This window comes from Fructilactobacillus lindneri DSM 20690 = JCM 11027, assembly GCF_002907375.1.
In the GTDB taxonomy this organism is placed as follows: Bacteria; Bacillota; Bacilli; order Lactobacillales; family Lactobacillaceae; genus Fructilactobacillus; species Fructilactobacillus lindneri.
The window spans coordinates 135,952-155,802 of the sequence record NZ_MIYK01000010.1 but is presented as its reverse complement, the minus strand read 5'-3'; the positions used below and the strand labels follow the sequence as shown (position 1 = coordinate 155,802).

General features: G+C 36.8%; 17 protein-coding genes and 1 riboswitch. Of the genes, 3 read left to right on the top strand and 14 right to left on the bottom strand.

Annotated features, from left to right (window positions below):
* Positions 1 to 13: 13 nt before the first annotated feature.
* The 9 genes from BHU33_RS03640 to BHU33_RS03600 form a co-directional block, all read right to left on the bottom strand.
* Positions 14 to 1,432 carry a basic amino acid/polyamine antiporter gene (locus BHU33_RS03640; protein ID WP_054645988.1) on the bottom strand — a complete coding sequence of 473 codons (1,419 nt, stop codon included), beginning with the start codon at positions 1,430 to 1,432 and terminating at the stop codon, positions 14 to 16.
* 101 nt (positions 1,433 to 1,533) lie between these two features.
* Complete coding sequence (locus BHU33_RS03635) at positions 1,534 to 2,466, bottom strand: DMT family transporter (protein ID WP_056997716.1); 933 nt, start codon at positions 2,464 to 2,466, stop codon at positions 1,534 to 1,536.
* Positions 2,467 to 2,478: 12 nt separating this feature from the next.
* A complete protein-coding gene (locus tag BHU33_RS03630) occupies positions 2,479 to 2,799 on the bottom strand; it encodes a DUF7671 family protein (protein ID WP_054645989.1) in 321 nt (106 codons plus the stop codon).
* A gap of 9 nt (positions 2,800 to 2,808) precedes the next feature.
* Positions 2,809 to 3,720 carry a DMT family transporter gene (locus tag BHU33_RS03625; protein ID WP_225354803.1) on the bottom strand — a complete coding sequence of 304 codons (912 nt, stop codon included), beginning with the start codon at positions 3,718 to 3,720 and terminating at the stop codon, positions 2,809 to 2,811.
* Between the two features lie 178 nt (positions 3,721 to 3,898).
* Positions 3,899 to 6,607: an MMPL family transporter gene (locus tag BHU33_RS03620; protein WP_054645990.1), complete on the bottom strand. Its 2,709-nt coding sequence runs from the start codon at positions 6,605 to 6,607 to the stop codon at positions 3,899 to 3,901.
* The gene (locus BHU33_RS03615) at positions 6,600 to 7,238 is read right to left on the bottom strand and encodes a TetR/AcrR family transcriptional regulator (protein ID WP_054645991.1); all 639 of its coding nucleotides are present in this window, start codon (positions 7,236 to 7,238) and stop codon (positions 6,600 to 6,602) included. The genes BHU33_RS03620 and BHU33_RS03615 overlap by 8 nt, the downstream gene beginning before the upstream one ends.
* A gap of 92 nt (positions 7,239 to 7,330) precedes the next feature.
* Positions 7,331 to 8,233 (bottom strand): DMT family transporter, encoded by a 903-nt coding sequence (locus BHU33_RS03610; RefSeq protein ID WP_054645992.1) that lies wholly within the window; start codon positions 8,231 to 8,233, stop codon positions 7,331 to 7,333.
* A 3-nt stretch (positions 8,234 to 8,236) separates the two neighbouring features.
* Positions 8,237 to 9,235 (bottom strand): UDP-glucose 4-epimerase GalE, encoded by a 999-nt coding sequence (gene galE, locus BHU33_RS03605; RefSeq protein WP_056997718.1) that lies wholly within the window; start codon positions 9,233 to 9,235, stop codon positions 8,237 to 8,239.
* 1 nt (position 9,236) lies between these two features.
* Positions 9,237 to 9,512: a GNAT family N-acetyltransferase gene (locus tag BHU33_RS03600; RefSeq protein ID WP_054645993.1), complete on the bottom strand. Its 276-nt coding sequence runs from the start codon at positions 9,510 to 9,512 to the stop codon at positions 9,237 to 9,239.
* A 212-nt stretch (positions 9,513 to 9,724) separates the two neighbouring features.
* On the opposite strand from BHU33_RS03600, the gene BHU33_RS03595 reads away from it, so the two are divergent.
* The 3 genes from BHU33_RS03595 (at position 9,725) to proC (ending at position 13,723) form a co-directional block, all read left to right on the top strand.
* Positions 9,725 to 11,410, top strand: coding sequence for a phospho-sugar mutase (locus tag BHU33_RS03595; RefSeq protein WP_404825440.1), 1,686 nt, complete (start codon positions 9,725 to 9,727; stop codon positions 11,408 to 11,410).
* A 105-nt stretch (positions 11,411 to 11,515) separates the two neighbouring features.
* Positions 11,516 to 12,877 carry an AAA family ATPase gene (locus BHU33_RS03590; protein WP_054645995.1) on the top strand — a complete coding sequence of 454 codons (1,362 nt, stop codon included), beginning with the start codon at positions 11,516 to 11,518 and terminating at the stop codon, positions 12,875 to 12,877.
* Positions 12,878 to 12,958: 81 nt separating this feature from the next.
* Positions 12,959 to 13,723, top strand: coding sequence for a pyrroline-5-carboxylate reductase (gene proC, locus BHU33_RS03585; RefSeq protein ID WP_054645996.1), 765 nt, complete (start codon positions 12,959 to 12,961; stop codon positions 13,721 to 13,723).
* 68 nt (positions 13,724 to 13,791) lie between these two features.
* Here proC and BHU33_RS03580 read toward each other — a convergent pair whose 3' ends face one another.
* The 5 genes from BHU33_RS03580 to BHU33_RS03560 form a co-directional block, all read right to left on the bottom strand.
* Positions 13,792 to 16,563, bottom strand: a complete 2,772-nt coding sequence (locus BHU33_RS03580) for a cation-translocating P-type ATPase (protein WP_054645997.1) — start codon at positions 16,561 to 16,563, stop codon at positions 13,792 to 13,794.
* 150 nt (positions 16,564 to 16,713) lie between these two features.
* A complete protein-coding gene (gene thiM / locus BHU33_RS03575; RefSeq protein WP_054645998.1) occupies positions 16,714 to 17,499 on the bottom strand; it encodes a hydroxyethylthiazole kinase in 786 nt (261 codons plus the stop codon).
* A 1-nt stretch (position 17,500) separates the two neighbouring features.
* The gene (gene thiE / locus BHU33_RS03570; RefSeq protein WP_054645999.1) at positions 17,501 to 18,151 is read right to left on the bottom strand and encodes a thiamine phosphate synthase; all 651 of its coding nucleotides are present in this window, start codon (positions 18,149 to 18,151) and stop codon (positions 17,501 to 17,503) included.
* A complete protein-coding gene (thiD, locus tag BHU33_RS03565) occupies positions 18,138 to 18,953 on the bottom strand; it encodes a bifunctional hydroxymethylpyrimidine kinase/phosphomethylpyrimidine kinase (RefSeq protein ID WP_056997719.1) in 816 nt (271 codons plus the stop codon). The genes thiE and thiD overlap by 14 nt, the downstream gene beginning before the upstream one ends.
* A gap of 104 nt (positions 18,954 to 19,057) precedes the next feature.
* Positions 19,058 to 19,146, bottom strand: a riboswitch (TPP riboswitch).
* Positions 19,147 to 19,190: 44 nt separating this feature from the next.
* Entirely contained in the window at positions 19,191 to 19,850 is a 660-nt protein-coding gene (locus BHU33_RS03560) for a histidine phosphatase family protein (RefSeq protein WP_054646000.1), read from the bottom strand.
* Position 19,851: the final 1 nt, after the last annotated feature.

Here is a 19,851-nt window from a genome sequence, read left to right as displayed (position 1 = left end):
AGCTAAAAACTTACTAAGACAAACTGATTTTCCCCAGTGCTAGCTCAACGACTGCCATGATTGCAATCACGGTTACTAAAATCATCAACAACCATTCTTTTTTGTTAATGGGACGTTGATTTTCTTTAGCAGCCTTAATGTAAAAAACAAACCCTAAAACGTAAGCAATTGAGCATAACCAAAGATATTGGAGTCCAGCAAATGTAATCCCTACAACTTCAAAAACGAGAGCAATTATTCCCGGTAACATCATTTTAAAAGAATGATGATGATGCCCAACCTTGATTTGATAAGCTGCTACTAGCGAATAACAAATTACCATGGCTGCTGTACACAATGAAATTGCAAAATTATAAGCCTGATCAGAAAATGCTAACGAAATTAAAAACAACTGCAACAAAATTTGAGTTAAAAAAAGTGAATGTGAAGGTGAATTTTTGTGGTTCAAATGACCAAACCAATGTGGCAACATCCCTTTTTCTGCCATTTGCGATGTCGCAATTACAGGCGGCATCGTCCATGATAGCCACGATCCAAAAATAGTAATAATTAATGAAATGCTGACCAATGTTCCTCCAATTGGCCCAATCATATCTTCAACTACATATGTCAAAGCGGGATTACTAACATGTGCTAACTGGGCTTGATCTAAATATCCATATGGCAGCATTGAAATGACAACATTAATAATCAACAATGATATAAAGCTAATGATAGTAGCACGACTCGCATCTGACCGTTTACGTGCTCTGCCAGCCATCATCGTAGCTCCTTCAATCCCAACAAAAACCCACATCATGGTAATTAAGCATCCTTTGATTTGGTCAAAAATCCCTTTTGGGGTTGCTTTAGTATATGTAAAATTAGTTGTGAAATTTTGCCAAAAATGAGCTGTAAAAACATGGGCTTTAAACATCACAATCCCTAACAATACAAAGGCCGCTAATGGAATTAACTTAATTACGGTAATAAAAACATTGATAAATGCTGCATTTTCAACTCCATTAATTACCAAAAACGTTAATAACCATGAAATAATCGATGCTACCACAATCGCTGGAATTGAATTTCCCGACCGAAAAGCTGGCAAAAAATAACCAACGGCTGACATCATCATGGTCGCAAATGCTACGCTCCCAACCCACGACGATAACCAATAACCCCAGCCTGATATAAAACCAACAAAGTTACCAAAACCTGCTTGAGCATATTCAGCCATTCCATTTAAATCTGGATTGGTTTCACTCAGTGATTTTAAACTCAGTGCTAATCCAAAAATTCCAATCCCTGTAATTAACCACGATAAAAGGGCAGGACCAGGAGTCGAGACCGCGGCTAATTGTTCACTGGCATTATAAATTCCAGCTCCAATCGATGCACTAATCACCAGCATCGTAAGACCTAGCAGCGATACCCCTTTGTTATTATTCATTATTATCAATTCATCCTTTCCATTATTAGTTTCAAACTCCTATTTAAAAACGATAATAAAGACCTTCACTAAGCCGTGAAGGTCTTTACTTTAGTTTACTTTTATAAATTTAATTTAGTTGGATCATTGCGTTGCGAATACTGTAAGAGATAAATCGCCAGAATAACTAAGATTGCTCCAACTACTTCTGCCAAGCTCAAAGCTGCATGAAAGAAAATAACACTTAAGATAAAAGTTGAAACTGGCTGTAATGCATCCATTAAACTAATAACTTCAGAAGAAGTAAAACGGGAAGCATAAATTAAAGTTGAAAAAGTTAATAAAGTCCCAAAGAAAATAATTCCTAAAACACCCAAAATTGCTCCGCTAGTAAGATGCGGTACATTAGTCCAAACCGGATGGTTAAGGTTAAAGGCAATACTTGCAATTAAAGTTCCCCAACCCATGACCACAATTGGCGGATTATCTTTTCCTAAAGAACGAGGAAGAACAACGTACAAAGCAGCAGTTACCCCTGAAATCAACCCCCAAATAAATGAATCCATTGGAATTGATAATTGACTAATATCGCCTTTCGTAATTGACAAGAAAACTCCCACAATGGCAATTACGAAAACCACCAAATCCATTTTCACTGGTTTTTTATGTTGAAAAATAAAACTTCCTAACACAATGAATAGTGGTGCTAAGTATTGCAAAATTGTAGTTGCAGCTGCATTACCATTTTGGATACTTACATAGAAACTACCCATATTTGCAGCTAATCCAAATAATCCATAAGCAATCAAAATCATAATTGATTTCCAACTTTTGAAAATATTAAAAATTCGACCACGATAAACTAAAGCACTAACTGCTAACAAGATTAACCCTGCTCCAGAAGTTCTGGCAGATAAAAACCAGGAAGCTGGAATTGATTCATTTTGTGAAACAAATTGAGTAATAACCCCAGCAATTCCCCAAGAAACAGAAGCTGATCCCGCAAGAATAATTCCTTTAGCGGTATTACTCATATTTTTGATTCTTTCAAACATTATTTTAACTCCTCATTTATCGCCTGTTAGCTTAACCTTAGCTCGTTTCACAACCTCCGAGTCGACATCATCGCTCAAGAATCGTGCCATTGGGGTAAAGTGATGGCGTTTTTTAAAGGATACCTTAAAAGAAGCTATAATTGCAACCCGCATCTGATTCTCAGTCAAAAAAACCTGTCCGATATTTCGAAATTTACCTTTGGTATGTTTCCCGATTCTCCATTCATGCAATTTGAAATCACCGTTGGCATCCAACTTAATTTGATAGTTGCCAGAATCATCTTGTTCAACAGGCACTCCAATAAACCTCAATACTTCATATTTTTCTGTCATAGTTCACCATCAAAGTTTCATTTTATCAATTTCAGTTTCAACTACTTTTCGTTTATAATTTTGCAAAATATAAATTGCTAAAATTACCAGAGCTGAACCCACAATCTCCATAAAACTAATTTGCGTGTGTAAAAATATCACACTCAAAACAAATGTCATTACCGGCTGAACTGCATCGACCAAACTAACATCCTCTGAACTCGCAAAATGCATACTATGTAATAAACAAGCAAATGGAAGAACTGTTCCAAAAATGATAATGGCGCCAATTCCAATTGTCCCTCCAGATGTCAGTTGTGGTACCCCAACCCATACCGGTTGATGAATATTAAAGAAGAATCCAGCAATCAAAGTTCCCCAGCCTAAAACTGTGAGTGGTGAGTTATCCTGCATTAAAGGTCTCGGAATGACTACGTAAAATGCAGCCGTAATCCCGGAAATAATTCCCCAAAATAATGAAATTGGTGGAATTGAAAGCTGACTAATATCACCCTTCGTAATAGAAAGAACAACTCCGACAAGAGCAATTAAAAAAACAATCAAATCAATTTTATTTGGTTTTTTATGCATAAAGATAAAGCTTCCCAATAAAATAAATAAAGGCGCCAAATATTGCAAAATAGTTGCAGAAGCTGCATTACCAGTCTGTACACTTAAGAAGAATGATAGTAAATTAGCACCTAAGCCTAAAATTGCATACCCAAAAATTAACAAAATCGATTTCCAAGTTTTGAAAACATTAAAAATATTACCTTTATATATAATTGCACTAATCACTAATAAAATAATCCCAGAAAATAAAGTCCGAACTGATAAAAACCAGCCAGCTGGAATTTTAGCATTTTGTGAAACAAATTGAAGAATTGTTCCAGAAACACCCCAAAAGGCAGACGCCAAAGCTGCCCATAAAATTCCTTTCATAATATTTCCGTGTATTCCCTTTTTCGTGGCACCCATACAATTCACCTCAAAAATAATTTTAAATTTTTCTCAACAGTTTAATAATACTCTTATACAAACGATAGCGTAAATAATCTTAAACTTAAAATATTTTAACTAATCAAAAAAGCCTAGAAAGACTCTAGACTTTTTTAATTGTTTATTTAATTCTTCGTTTGCGTTCTGAGTTTCGCTGATCACCATACGTTAAATTAATAGCAGCTGAAAGTAGAATTGGCAAGATGATAATCAAAATCAATAATCCAACTACCACCGCAATTGCAACTTGAATCAGTGTTAAGACACCAGATGGAATCAAAGCAGCAAAGGTTCCGCCTAAAATCAAGGCAGATGATAACACAACCACCCCTATGAACTTCGATGCCTCTACAATTCGCTCGGCTGGTTCCGCTTCAGGATCAATCGTTTGATATTTACGCATCAAGAAAATGCTGTAATCGACTCCTAAAGCAATAATCATAATAAAAGCAAAGAATGGCGTATTCCAAGTCAGCATTTTTTGCCCCAAAATGACAGTACTAATTAGTTTAGTAATCGTTAATGAAGAAAGATAAGCCAACAGCAAGGTTCCTTCAATATAAAGTGGTTGTAAGATTGATTTTGTCACAAACATCAAAGCCAACAAAATCCCAATTAACATAATAATGGCAGTTCGTAAGAAATCTTTAGTAGCAATCTCATGTGTATCAGACATAGTAGCCGTTTGACCACTAATAGCAACAGTGGATCCATTTAAACTGGTTCCGCCAATGTTTTGTTTTACTTGAGATTGAATGTTATTAATCGACTTCATTGCTTGAGAACTTGAAGGATTATCTTTCAATACTACTGTAAGCTTGGTAATTTTTTGATTTTCTGAAAGATAATTATTTAATGCTTGTTTAAATTCCTTGCTTTGCAGAACTTGATTAGGAATATAGAAAGTATCGTTAGAAACAGCAGAACTTTGCAAGGCACTCAGATAATCATTAGCTGCAGCGCTTCCTTGTGAAATTTTACCGAGTCCCTCGTTAGCAGCAGCTAGTTGTCCTTGCAGAGCTTGTAATTGATTAGCCATGGACTGCGTATTATTTCCAATATTTTGTGTATCACTTGCTATCCCATTTAAATCATTACTCATACCACTTTGTTTAGCCTGAGCTTGTGCACCGGCTTGTTGTAATGCACCAGTTACAACTTGTAATTGAGCTTGATTCAATGGAGAACCCATTGCGGTTGCTTTTTGTTGAATCAAGGCCACTACCTGTTGTCCTGCAGTCATATTACTTCCGCCAGCTGTACTTTGAATATTTTGTAAATGTTGTCCGATGGATTGAGCGGATTCACCAATTGCCTTTAATTGGCTGCCATTAAACGACTGATTAGCAGCACCAGCTTGAATTTTACTTAGTCCGCTATTAGCTTGACTCATTTTACCAGTCAGTGTTTTTAATTGATCATTTAAATATAATTGTTTGATGGGCTGTCCGCTTGGTTCCGTAACTGAAGCAACGGTCTTCACATCGTTTCTTTTAGCTAGTTGTCGCGTAATCCGATCGATTGTCATCAAACTCTTTTCATTATTTAAGCTATGATTTGCTTTAATGTAAATGGTAGCTGGCTCAGCAGTTCCTTTAGAAAAGTGTTTTTGTACAATATTTAACCCTTGTTTAGAAGGAATTTTATTATTTAATTCAACAGCATCATCATAGTTCAATTTGCCATGACCCATCACTACCAATGGCAGCACAACTACTAGAACTAGTAAAATAGCTGGCACTGAAAATTGAACTGCTTTTGATGAAAGAAACCCCCATAATCTGCTACGTTGCTTTTGTGTTTCCAACCGTTTGACTGGCCAAAACATCTTTCCGCCTAAAGTCAACATAAAAAATGGATTTAACGTTAACAATACCAAAAGTAATAAAATTACCCCGATAGCGACTGCAACTCCAGAACGATAAATTGAGAAATTAGCTAACCCTAATGCAGCGAATCCGATTAAAACTGAGATTCCACTATCAAGAATTGTTTTTCCAGCTAGCTTACGGGCATGCATGGTAGCTGCCACTTTATCCATTCCATCTGCCAAATCATCCTTAAACTGATCATACAGTAAAATGTTGTAATCGGTCCCGATTCCAAAAAGAACTACTACCATAAAGACTTGGGTAAAGTTTGAAAGTGGAAAATTAAAGTATTTTACCAAATTCATGACTAAACTCAGCGACGTAATAAACGAAACTCCGACCGTCAAAATGGAAATCAACGGCACAATTGGCGATCTGAAAACAATAATCAAGACAATCAGAATAAAGACAGTCGCAATAATTTCTGTTTTTTTAATCCCATCTACCATCGATACCCGCATATCATTATTCAAAATGTCTGAACCAGTGACATATGATTGAAGTCCGTTAATTCGGGCACCCTTTTGTAATTTATTATTAATTGTTTCAACTGAATCCTGCTTAGAAATATTTAACTGCACTAATTCAGTTGTCTTATCTTTTGATATCAGTTGTTTTTTTGCAACTGGGGTATTTTGAACAGAAGTAACCCCTTTAATCCCATAATAATCGGACTTTTTAGTTAATTGATGAAGCTGATGATTAATTTTAGCTTGATCGCTAGCATTAATCTTTTTGTCATTATGATAGACCAACACTACTTGACGTGTGTTGCTAATATGATGACCCCAGTGTTTTTGCATATTTTCTGCCACTTGACTCTGCATATCACTAGGGATTTTAGTTTGACCCTTTTGTGCTTCCAAGTTGTTAATGTTAGGTAAGAATAAAATAGCTGCTATTACTGCTACTATCCATAAAATGGCAACCACTGTATACTTTTTCACAAATTTATTCATGCTTGGACTTCCTTTCTTTATCCTTTTTCATGGAAAATAATTGCATTGGTGCTTCATTTTGTAACTTAGTAATAATTTGAGCAACTTCAGCTGGTTCTTCCGGATGAGCTTTGGAAATCCAATATACAATTACACCCATAACTTCATCAATCGTAAACTCGCGGGCATAATCTTCGGGTATTTTATCAGCAACCGTAACTTGCTTATCAAGTTTCGTTAAAGAACTATCTAAATCAGCAAAAATAATTTTTTTTACTTTGCCAATAAAATGTGGATCTCCCTTTTCACTCAATAATGCTGCAATCAAACGCCGATTTTGATAAAAATTATTTAACGTTTCCAAAATAAATGGTGCTGGTGTTGCAGCGTTTTTATCCACAATCAGCCATTGCATCGCATTTGGCATCACGTTTTTTAAATCAGACTGCAATTGATCAAGCAACTCATCTTCAATCTTTTCTAAAAGATCATACTTATCAGTGTAATGAGTATAAAATGTTCCTCTACCGATTCCCGCAGCTCGGGTAATGTCTGTTACATTCATAGACCGAAAACCTTTGGAATAAATTAAGTCCACAAAAGCATTTTTTATCTCGGCAACGGTATTTGTTTTTCGCAGTTGCTTTACCAATTTTTCCACCTCTTTTTTTCTTAGTTTTATTTTAATCTATTTTATTATTAAGTCAACATGGTGTTCAATTAGATTAATAAAAAAACAATCACTTAGGATTGTTTTTTAGGTTTGATTGCTAGAATAAAGACCGTACTAAGGACTAAAATTCCACCAATTATTTCATATATATTAAAACTAGTGTTAAAAAAGACAACTGTCCCAATTGTTGCCGATAAAGGCTCAAAAGTATCTAATAAACCAGCGGTAGTAGGAGAAATATAATGAAGGCTGGAAGTAAAACAGAGAAACGACAACATTGTTCCAAAAATTACAATAAAAGCTACTCCAAATATTCCAGCCAGCGATAAATGAGGAGCGTTCATCCAAAAAGGATGAATACAAGTGAAAATCAATCCGCCAATTACCATCGCCCAGCCCACAACGACAAACGTACTAAACTTCTTAATTAACTTTACCGGTAACATGGTTTGCAAAGCTCCAGCAAGAGCAACGGTTAACCCTAATCCAAATGCCCTAGGACCAATTGCAATGGTGGTCAAATCACCTTTGGTAACTAACAGCCACGTTCCAACTAAAGCAACCAATACCGCTATTCCTTGTGGTTTGGATGGTAATTGATGATAAATAAGCGCAGTTAAAATCACAATCATCACAGTTCCAAGACTTTGCATAATCGTAGCAGTTGCTGAATTACTAGCACGGACCGTTAGCAGGAAAAAATACTGGACGCCGGCTAAACCAAAAACAGCATAACAAAGCAAACGTAGCCAAGCGGTTTTCTGTTTCCAAATCGTGATTAAAGAGTTTTTTTGCACAAACTTGGTAAAAAGCAAAATTAAGATGCCGGCTATCGACATCTTAATTCCCATTAACCATTCAGTTGAAAAACTCTTATCTTGAAACAGAAATTGAGAAACCGGTCCTTGAATTCCCCACATAAGTGCTCCAGAGATTGCCAAGATAACTCCTAAATAAGTTTTATTTTTCTTCATTGACTAGCCTTGTTGGTCTTCATAACCATTTGGATGTTTTTGTTTCCAAGTCCAAGCGGTACTAATGATATCTTCGATGTTATCAAATTTTGGCTTCCAGCCTAAAACTTCACGAGCCTTAGTACTATCAGCTACTAAAGTATCGGGATCACCGCCACGACGAGTAGCAACTTCAGCTGGAATTTTTTTACCAGTAACTTTTCTAGCAGCTTCCACAATTTCCTTGTTTGAGAATCCAGTTGATGAACCTAAATTAAAGACATTGCTAGGATTACCTTTTTTAAGATATTCCATTGCTAGGATATGGGCATCCGCCAAGTCTAAGATATGAACGTAATCACGAACGTTAGTTCCATCTGGAGTATCATAATCATCACCAAAGATTTTTAGTTTATCTTGCTGACCAGCAGCCACCTTTAACACAATTGGAATCAAGTGAGTTTCTGGATGATGGTCTTCTCCAATTGATCCATCTTGTTTAGCACCAGCAGCATTAAAGTAACGTAAAGCGACGGAGTGAATTCCATCAGCTTTATCAACCCATTTCATGATGTGTTCCATGATTAGCTTACTTTCACCATAAGGGTTGATTGGTTCTTTATGATCTTTTTCGTGAATGGGAATCCGTTCTGGATTACCGTAAGTAGCGGCCGTTGAAGAAAAGACAATGTTTTTAACGCCTGCCTTTTTCATTGCTTCTAAAAGTACAATCATACCCACTACGTTATTATCAAAGTATTTTAATGGATTTTTCATTGATTCTGATACTAATGAAAAAGCATCCATATGAATCACTGTATCAATATCTTCATTTGCAAATAAATTGTCTAAAAATTCGCCATCCCGAGTATCGCCTTCATAAAACTTAGCTTTAGGATTGATGGCTTTTTTATGACCAGTTGATAAGTTATCAGCTACAACGACGTCATAACCTTCATTAACTAATCGATCTACCATGTGAGAGCCGATGTATCCAGCCCCTCCAGCAACTAAAACTGCCATTTTAATTTCTCCTTAATAAATGATTATATTTGGTATTGCGTGCAAAAAACGTCTGTGCAAAAGAACAAACCGGAACAATCTGCTGATGTTGCTTTTCAGCATAATCAATCATCACCAACATTAATTTACCAGCTAATCCTCGACCACGGTAATCAGGATTTACAAAAGTATGGTTAATAAAAATAGTCTCATCCTCAACCGTAAAACTAACTTCTGCAACCAAATTTCCTTGTTCGTCATTTGCATAAAAACGTCCGGGTTCAAAATCAAATTTCATCTTTAGTCACCCCACTCAATTTATATATATTGTAACATAACTAGATAAGGTACCAAATCATCCTAATAAATCCGAGTTTAATTGACGTAACTAAGATTAATAACTATAATTTGGCATAGCATTAATACTTATGGAACAATTTTATAGGAGACTATTTAATGAACAAAACAGAAATTGATCAAAAATATAACGCGTGGATAAATGCAGCAGACATGCCAGCTGAACTAAAAAGAGATTTAGAAAAAATTAAAGACGATGACGCTGCTAAAGAAGATGCTTTTAGTACTTCATTGTCATTTGGAACCGCTGGAATGCGTGGGTTGCTAGGTGCTGGGACTAACCGAATGAACATTTATACGGTTCGACAAGCCACCGAAGGACTCGCTAAGCTAATGGAAACACTTGATCCAGCCGAAAGGGATCGCGGGGTTGCCATTAGTTTTGATCCCCGTTATAATTCTCAATTATTTGCACATGAAGCTGCCCGCGTACTGGGTGCTCATGGTATCAAAACTTTTGTTTTTGATGACATTCGCCCCACACCTGAACTTTCATTTGCTGTCCGCAATTTACATACCTATGCTGGTATTATGATTACTGCCAGCCATAACCCTAAACAATACAACGGTTATAAAATTTATGGTGCCGATGGTGGACAAATGCCACCTAAAGAATCAGACTTGATGACTTCATATGTTCGTAAAGTTGACGATCTCTTTGCAATTCCGGTTGCAGATGAAAAAGAACTGCGTCACGAAAAATTAATGAGTATCGTCGGTGAAAATGTTGATGTTGATTACTTGAAAGAAGCGAAAACTGTCAATGTCAATCATGATTTAATCAAAGAAGTCGGGAAAGACTTAAAATTTATATACACACCTTTACATGGAACAGGAAAAATCATTGCTAGACGAGCATTATCAGATGCTGGTTTCAAAAATTACGATGCAGTGATTGAACAAACTATTGCTGATCCAGAATTCCCAACTACCCCATTCCCTAATCCAGAATTTGCCCAAACGTTTGATTTAGCTATCAAATTAGGCAAAAAAGAAAATGCCGATGTTTTAATCGCCACCGACCCTGATGCTGATCGGCTCGGGGCAGCAGTACGTCAGCCTGATGGCGAATACACTTTAATGAGCGGTAATCAAATCGCCAGCGTATTATTGCACTACATTTTACAAGCTAAAAAAGATGCTGGAACACTTCCTGCTGACGGAATGGTAGTTAAATCAATTGTTTCAACCGAATTAGCTACTGATATTGCTAAAAGTTATGGCATTGAAATGCGAAACGTTTTGACTGGTTTTAAATTTATTGCCGAACAAATTAAAAACTTTGAAGAAAATCACGATCACACCTTCCTCTTTGGTTTTGAAGAAAGTTTTGGTTACTTAATTAAACCATTCGTCCGTGATAAAGATGCCATTCAGTCTACCATGTTATTGGCAGAGGTTGCCGCTTATTACAAAAAGCGCGGTATGACATTGTATGACGGTTTGCAAGAATTATACAAAGAATATGGCTATTTTGAAGAAAAAACTATTTCAGAAGAATTTGACGGAGTTGATGGTCAAAAGAAAATGGCTGATTTGATGAAGAACTTCAGAAATCATCCATTAACTTCATTTAATGGCGTGAAAGTAACCGCCTTAGAAGATTTTCAAACTTCTGAAAAAACGGATGCAGATGGACATCAAACCAAAATCAATTTACCTCAATCCAACGTTTTGAAATACTGGTTAGCAGATGGAACCTGGTTGGCAATCAGACCTTCTGGAACCGAACCTAAAATTAAATTTTATGTCGGAATAAAAGCTGATACAGCTGAAGCTGCCAAACAACGTTTACAAAGTTATGTCAAAGCAATTGACAACGAATTATTACAAAAATAAATAAGTTTCCAAAAAAGACGAGCAATCGTCTTTTATTTTTGTTTACTTTTTGCCCGCTTACTTATAAAATAAATAGGTTAGACATATAAGTAAGGGAGTGTATTTATGACTTTTGAAGAATTAAAAGAATATGGTCAGTTGTTTTACCGCTCTAACTATAAATTAGACAGTAATCTAGAAACCAAAACTTTTAAAATAAAAAACATCAAGTCCAATCAACATGTACAAAATGATGAAGGTGGTTTTACCGACTGGACTGACAATATGGTCACTTTATACAACTTGCTTAGTCCAGTGATTGGAGATACTTTCGGCTATAATTTTAACTTTAAAAAACGTGAAATGTATTTGTACTTTCCTTTAAAACAAAAAACCACTGCTGAAAAACTAAATCAGGCTTTGCCCCTCGTTGATCTAATCAGTTTAGAACAAGATGATAGTTCCAATATTGCCACAGTCGATATTTCGAAATTCAACGATCGTTATGAATACGCTGCCGGACTCTACGATAATCAGCCGCTTGCTGATTTAGACTTATCTAATTTAACTGATATTAAAAACAAAACCACCGATTCTAATAGTGACAATAACGAGCAATCCAGTGATGATTTAAACCTTAACATCGAGAAATTAGATACTTCCATCGATGCCTTAAAAGAATTAGAAAATTTAACTGGGCTAGAGAGTGCCAAAAAACAAATCACTGATATGATTGCGATTGCTAAAGTAAACAATCTTCGGGAAAAACACGGTCTCAAAGTTCCTGCCGGCATTAGTAAACATATGGTCTTTGTCGGAGATCCCGGGACTGGTAAAACAACGGTTGCAAAGTTGTTTGCAACCATTCTCTATCAAAATGGCATCATCAAGGATAGCAAGTTCGTTAATACAGACCGTTCCGATTTAGTCGGCCACTATACCGGAACTACTGCTGATCGGACTAAAAAGGTCATTCAAAGTTCGCTTGGTGGTGTTCTTTTCATTGATGAAGCCTATCAGCTTTCCCATCCCGATAGCCCAACTGATTTTGGTCATGAAGCCATTGATCAGTTGATTATTGGAATGGAAAATCACCGAAAAGATTTAATCGTAATTCTCGCTGGTTATACCAATGAAATGGAAGAATTCCTAAACGATAATCCCGGATTAAGATCCCGAATTCCTAATCGAATTTTCTTTGCTGATTATTCTACTGACGAATTAGTCCAAATCCTATTTAAAATGATTACTCATGACGAAATTGTCAAACTAAGTGACGAAAAATATTTCCAAGAAACAATTAAAAACTTTATTGAAAAACATCAGCCAACTGGAAATGCTCGCTGGGCCAGAAATGTCTATCAAGCAATGTTGCAAGCACAGGCTCGTCGAGTTGCATTTCAAAAAGACGAACCTAGCACTGAAGATTTAACTAACATTACTAATGACGATCTTGATCAGGCTTTAGCAACAACCCCTACTAACTGATTCAATTCGTAATTCCTTCAAAAAATTGCATTGTGCATGTTATACTTGGGAAAATAATATTAATCAAAAGGAGTTTTATTTATGAATATTGGTATCTTAGGTGCTGGACACATGGGCAGTGCCATCATTCGCGGCTTAGCCAACAAATATGATGTAAATAATATTTTTGTAAAAGGTCACCATGTAAACGAACGTCTCTTAAATTTCCAAAAAGAAATCGGTTTCCAAATTTCAAAAAACGACGATTTAAGTAATTTGGATGTGTTGTTCATTACCACTCCAGCTGCTATTACCATCAACATCTTGGACAGTGTGAAGTTAAAACCTTCTACAATCATTATTTCAGCTGCTCAAGGTGTTTCTCCTGATTCACTTAAAGAAGTCTTTCCAGATAATTCAGTAGTTGCAATCGTTCCTAATATTCCAGTTGCAGTTAATGCTGGTTGTATTGCCATGGCTAAATCTGACACTGCGACTGAAAAAGATCAGGAAACTGCTGATTCCATCTTGAAATCACTTGGTACATTGGTTCCTGTTGCAGAAAAAGATCTTGGTATTGTAGGAACAGTCGCAGGATGCGGTCCAGCATTTGTAGATGTCTTTTTAAGTGCCCTCTCTGATGCAGCCGTGCAAAATGGCTTAGATCGTGAAACTTCATATGAAGTGGCTTCCAGCATGGTGTTTGGTAGTGCTAAGTTAGCTCTTGATACCAAAACTAATCCAGCCATCTTAAAAGATCAGGTAACTTCTCCTGGCGGTTCAACGATTAAGGGTGTCGTTGCCTTAGATCAAAACGGTTTTAGAAATGCCGTTAACCAAGCAGTTAATAAAGCCAATGGTTCTTAATAATTAAAATATTACATGCAAAAAGTCCAAGTAATTAAAAATTTAATTACTTGGACTTTTTTGTATTGTTATGCTGCTTTTTTCTTATTCATATATTTTCTGATAAACCATTTACGTGCTTCATCAATTAAAATCAGTGGAACCGGAATACATAATAAATAAATCCAATCTAGCAAATTAATTGGGGCAGTTCCAAAAAGTCCGTGGACAAAAGGCACGTAGATTAAAAATGTCAACAAACAAATTTCAAAGACGATTCCCCACATAATTCGATGATTAGAAAAAATTCCAATCTTAAACAATGATGTGGTTTCCGTTCGACAATTTAACACAGTAGCTACCTGACAAAAGACAATTGCTGCCAAAGTCATAGTAGTAGCAGCCGCATATACATAACCGCCATGAGCTAATGATACACTTGGCCAACCATATTGCCAGTTGACAAAGAAGTACGCATCTGCTGAAACCAGCGATCCAATCAACCCATAATAACAGAAACTCTTTAATAAAATTCCTTTATTTAGCAAATGGGCATCCCGTTTGCGTGGTGGTCGATCCATAATCCCCGGTTCACTTTTTTCAGCTCCTAAACCTAGAGCTGGCAACATATCAGTTCCTAAATCAACGGTTAAAATCTGCATTACCGTTAAGGCAAGCGGAATTAAACCGCCTGAAATAATAAATAGTAAGGATGGAAATGCTTCAGACAAATTACTGTTAAAGATATATACCAAAAATTTCTGGATATTACTGTAAACCGTTCGTCCTTCTTCAATTGCGGATACGATTGAAGCAAAATTATCATCAGTTAAAATCATATCGGCAGCTTCTTTAGCAACATCAGTACCTGTTACTCCCATGGCAATCCCAATGTTAGCTTTTTTCAAGGCCGGTGCATCATTTACTCCATCACCAGTGGCTGCGACAATCTCACCATTAGCCTGACACATTGACACAATTCGATATTTATCTTCTGGAGCAACTCGTGCAAAAATCACTTCGCCTTTGACTGCTTGACGTAATTCATCATCACTCATCTGATTTAATTCGGCACCAGTAATTACACGGGCTTTGTCAGAAACAATCCCAATCTTAACTGCAATACTTTTAGCGGTTAAAGAACTATCTCCAGTTACCATAATGATTTTAATATCAGCACTATGACACTTTTTCACAGCATCATAAATTTCTTCTCGAGGCGGATCCTGCATAACAGCTAATCCCACAAAAATCAGATGCTGTTCTGTATTTTCAATCATAGCACTAGAAACATCGTCGGCTGCAATTGTATTGTAAGCAAAAGCCAATGAGCGTAATCCTTGGGCTGCATAATCTTGATTAGCTTGATCGATTTTAGTTTTATCAGCATTGGTCATAGGACGGACTTCGCCATTAATTAAAATTCGGTCACAGACCTGCATCATATTCGATAAAGCCCCTTTGACATACACAGCAACTTTGCCGTCGGATTCTTGCTGCAAAGTTGTCATCCGTCTTCTAGTCGAATCAAATGGTAATTCTTTCAAACGAGGAGTAGCTTGCATGCGTTGGTCTAAATCCAACCCGCCTTTTGCTGTTAAAATGTTTAAGCCGGCTTCAGTCGGCGTTCCTAAAATTTTAGGTGCGGTTTTACCTTCTTCGCCGCCTTGAACTTTCGTATCATTATTTAAAAGTGCAATATCTAGCAGCAGAGATAAGTCTTTTTCATTTTTTAAATTAACATCTTGTTGATTAAACTGGATTTTTCCATTGTTAAAATAACCTGTTCCGGTAACCGTGTATTCCTTATCAGGCAACCAAATGTGATTAACCGTCATTTGGTTTTGCGTTAACGTTCCTGTTTTATCAGAACAAATCACGTTAGTTTCACCCAATGTTTCCACACTATCCAAGTTTTTCAATAACGCATGTTTTTTAGCCATAACTTTCGTTCCATGTGCCAATGACAAAGTAACTGTTGGCAACAGTCCTTCAGGAATAAAGGCCACAATCATTCCTAATGCAAAAATAAATGATTTGGCAATTGGATAATGCACAAAGAAAATAGCTAACACAAAGAATCCAAGTCCAATTACTAAAGCAAGTACAGAAAGCTGACGTGTAAGTCGGTTTAATTCTTTAGTTAAAGGCGATACGGTTCCTTTTTGATTTTGTGTCAACTTGGCAATTTGACCAAATTCAGTATTCATACCCGTTTCGACTACCATTACGGTAGCAGTTCCACTAGTAACAACCGTTCCAGCGAAAACAATATTATCAATTGCAAATTTTCCATCGCCATGTTTATAATCGGCAAATTTATCGACAGGGACAGATTCACCGGTTAAAGCTGATTCATCAACTTGCAGCGAAGATGAGCTTAAAACTCTCGCATCAGCTGGAATTGCATCTCCTGCTTGCAAGACCACTAAGTCTCCAGGAACTAAATCTTCAGCTATAACCTGAATCTTTTTTCCATCTCGAATCACACTTACATATGTAGGTAACATTTTACTTAAAGCATCCGTGGCTTTTTTAGCAGCGTGTTCTTCCCAATAAGAAAACAACCCGTTGATGATGTTAACCGCCCAAATCGCAATCCCAAGTTCAGGAGTTCCTGCCAAAATAGCAATCACACCTGAAACCCACAAGAGACAAGCCATCAAGGAAGTAAAATTCTTAATAAAATTCCAGAATCCATTTTCTTTCTGTCCCTTTTCAATGACATTCTTCCCCACAGTCTTCAGCTTTTGCTGAACCTCAGTGTTGGTTAATCCATCAGTAACTGATGAACCTAAATCCTTCACTAGTTCGGCAACAGGGAGTTGTGCGTAATCGTCATCTGTCATTTTATGATCCATCCTAGTTCACCTCATCTTTAAAATCGTTCAAACTCTCTAAAATTTAAAACAACTAAAATATATGTTAACCCTTTTAAGGATAATTTCAACAGTTAAAAATAATTTTAAAGTTACAAAAAATCCACCTCATTATGAGATGGATTTTTGTTTTTATCTTTTTTCAATTTTAAGGCGTTTAAAAAAAGTTTCATCGTCTAAACTAGCTAAATTATCATACGTATGTTGTAAAAAGGTTGCTGCATTTTTATTATCTACAGTAGCTAATTCTGCTGCCACTGGTAGAATTCCGGTCGTATAAGCAAGCGTTTCTAATGAATTATCTAGACTCAGACCAGTTCCTAAAATACCATCTAAAACGTCTCCCATCCCCACATTTGTTTTTAACATGGGGGCGTTATTGTTTATCAGATAAACAGTCTTTCCATCTGTCACAATATCAGTAGATCCAGAAATCACAATTTTAGTTTGTAATGTTTGTGCGGCCTTTTTGGCAATTTCAATTGAATCACCAGCTCCGCTTCCAGCATCAATCCCATGACTTTGCCAATTTATGCCTGACAATGCTGCAATCTCGCCAATATTTCCGCGAATGGTATCAATCTTTACATTTTGCAAAATCTGCTGCACTCGTTCTTTTCGCAAAGCAGTCGCACCAACCGCTACTGGATCTAAGATTACCGGAGTGTCCATCGTATTAGCTTGTTCTCCTGCACTTAAAGCACAGAGTTGTGCAGCTGGATTAGTTGAGCCAATGTTGATAGTAACGGCGTTAGCTAGCTTTGCTAAGTCTTTAACTTCAAGCGGGTCAGCTACCATCATCGGAGAACCGCCCACATAGTTAATTCCATCTGCAACATGTTGGGGAGTAATAAAGTTGGCAATGTTTAAGACAATCGGACTTTTAGCTCTAATTTGCTGAATAAAATTTTGTTTCATGTTATTTTCCTCGCTGTTTTAAAATTTGAACGGTATTTTTAATATCTGAACTTTTAGTAATCGCTGATATCACAGCAACACCTGTAACTTTTTCAGTTTTAAAATCAGTTACATTGTTTTCATGAATTCCACCGATAGCAACGACTGGTTTGCTAGTTTGTGTTATTACATCGTCTAATCCTTGCATCCCAATCGGATCTTTAACCTTAATTTTGCTAGCGGTTGCAAAAATCGGTCCAACTCCAAGATAATCAACAACTGGCAATAAAGACCGGCTGCGTTCTAGTTCTTCTAAGTTATGAACTGACAATCCCATCATTAAATCAGGTGCTAGCTGGTGAATTACGTCAGCTCGCGTGTCACTTTGTCCAACATGGATTCCTTCTGCACCAATTGTACGAGCTAATTCATAGTCATCATCGACAAATAACGGAACTTGTTTTGCTTGAGTAATTTGATGTAACTGCCGTCCTAAAGCAACTTTTTCAGCTTTTGTTAAAGTTGTTCCGTCTTTTTCACGATACTGCACCGCTGTTACTCCTGCAGCAAGTGCTTCTTTGACAATTTTCAACAAACGTTGGGGATCATTATTGGTATTTTGCGTGCCAATTACTAAATAAACCTGTAGCATCTGTGGATTAAATTTCATCATTATCATCCTTCCAGCTGCCATGATTCAACGGTCCGTGACCATTCCCAATGTACAAGGGATGTTGAATAATATCAGCTAAATATTTATGCGCTTTATTAATGGCCGTTTTAAGATCAGCACCTTGAGCTAAATATGCTACTATGGCTGCTGATAAAGTATCGCCAGTTCCATGCGTTCTTTCAGTATTAATGCGGGGACTTGTCAGCCAATAATCAGTTCCATCTGCTAATCTAACGTAATCAGAAACGGTTGCGTCCTGAGCATGCCCGCCTTTAATAATTACATTCGGACTCCCAAGCTGCTGAATCTTTATAGCAGCCTGTTTTACATCTGACTCACTATTAATTTTTTGTCCAGCTAAAATTTCTGCTTCCGGCAAGTTAGGGGTTACTACATCAGCTTGCGGTAATAATTTTTCTTTGAGAGTTTTAATTCCCTGCTCGGTTAATAAATGAGCACCGCCTTTGGCTACCATTACCGGATCAACCACTACATTCTGTAACTGATAATGTGCTAAGTTATCTGCCACCATGGATACATGTTCGGCATCAAACAATGCTCCTGTTTTAGCGGCCTTAATCGCAAAATTAGCCAAAACTGATTTAAACTGCTCGTTCACAATTCCGCGTGGCAACGGATACTGTCCTTGTACCCCTAGCGTATTCTGAGCTGTTACTCCAACTACTACATTGGTGCTAAAGGTTTGACAAGCCTGCATAGTTTTAATGTCAGCTTCAATCCCGGCTCCACCGCCAGAATCAGTTCCAGCAATCGTTAATGCTTCTGAAAATTGTTGTTTCATATAAACCACACTCCTCGTTTCATAATTTAATCCAAAATAAAAAGTCCTCAGCGCTGAGCTGAGAACTCGAAAAAGTTGTTTAATTTAAAAGACAAATTGTCCTGCATAAATTAAGATAAGTTTCCTGCGATAGTCCGAACTATATCAGGTTCAATGGGTATAATCTCAGCTCAAGGCACCCCAACTTCTTATTTGATTGCTTTTAGTTTAGCATAATTACCCTATTTTAGGGTTAAATTAGATGTTATCATCCAGTTTATTGTAATATTCAACCTTAATCGTGTCAGGAAGAATATTTAACTTTGTAATACTACCATTTTTGGCTGGTTGACCCTGATCAAGTTCAGGAGCGTAACGATCAACAATCGAACGAATCGTCATTCCGTGCGATACAATCAAGATTACTTCACCATCTTTAGTATTCTCTCGAATACGATCAAAGCCACGATCAATCCGCGTCCAAAATTGTTGATTGTCTTCAGCATCATGATATAAATCAGCTTTGGCAATCAAATCACGAGCACGTTCCAGTCCAAAGTGTTCTAAAACACCTTTTTCATTAGTGATTTTAACTTGTTCTCCAACAAACTGCCACATTTGTTCCAAGTTATCGCCTTCAAAATAACCGTGGAACTGTTCTCGTAATTCAGGATATTGGTAAGTAATAATGTTTAATCCATTCGGATTTTCTTTTAAAATTTGACGTCCAGTTTCAACTGCTCGACCAGAATCACTGGTAAAAGCAGCATCAAAAGGAAGAACAGATAAACGACGCCCCGCTTCTTTGGCATCGTTAATTCCTTTTTGAGTCAAAGGTGAATCAATCCAACCTTGAACTTTGTTATAAAGGTTTAAGTATGTTTGTCCGTGACGAACTAAATAAGCTGTAACTCCCATT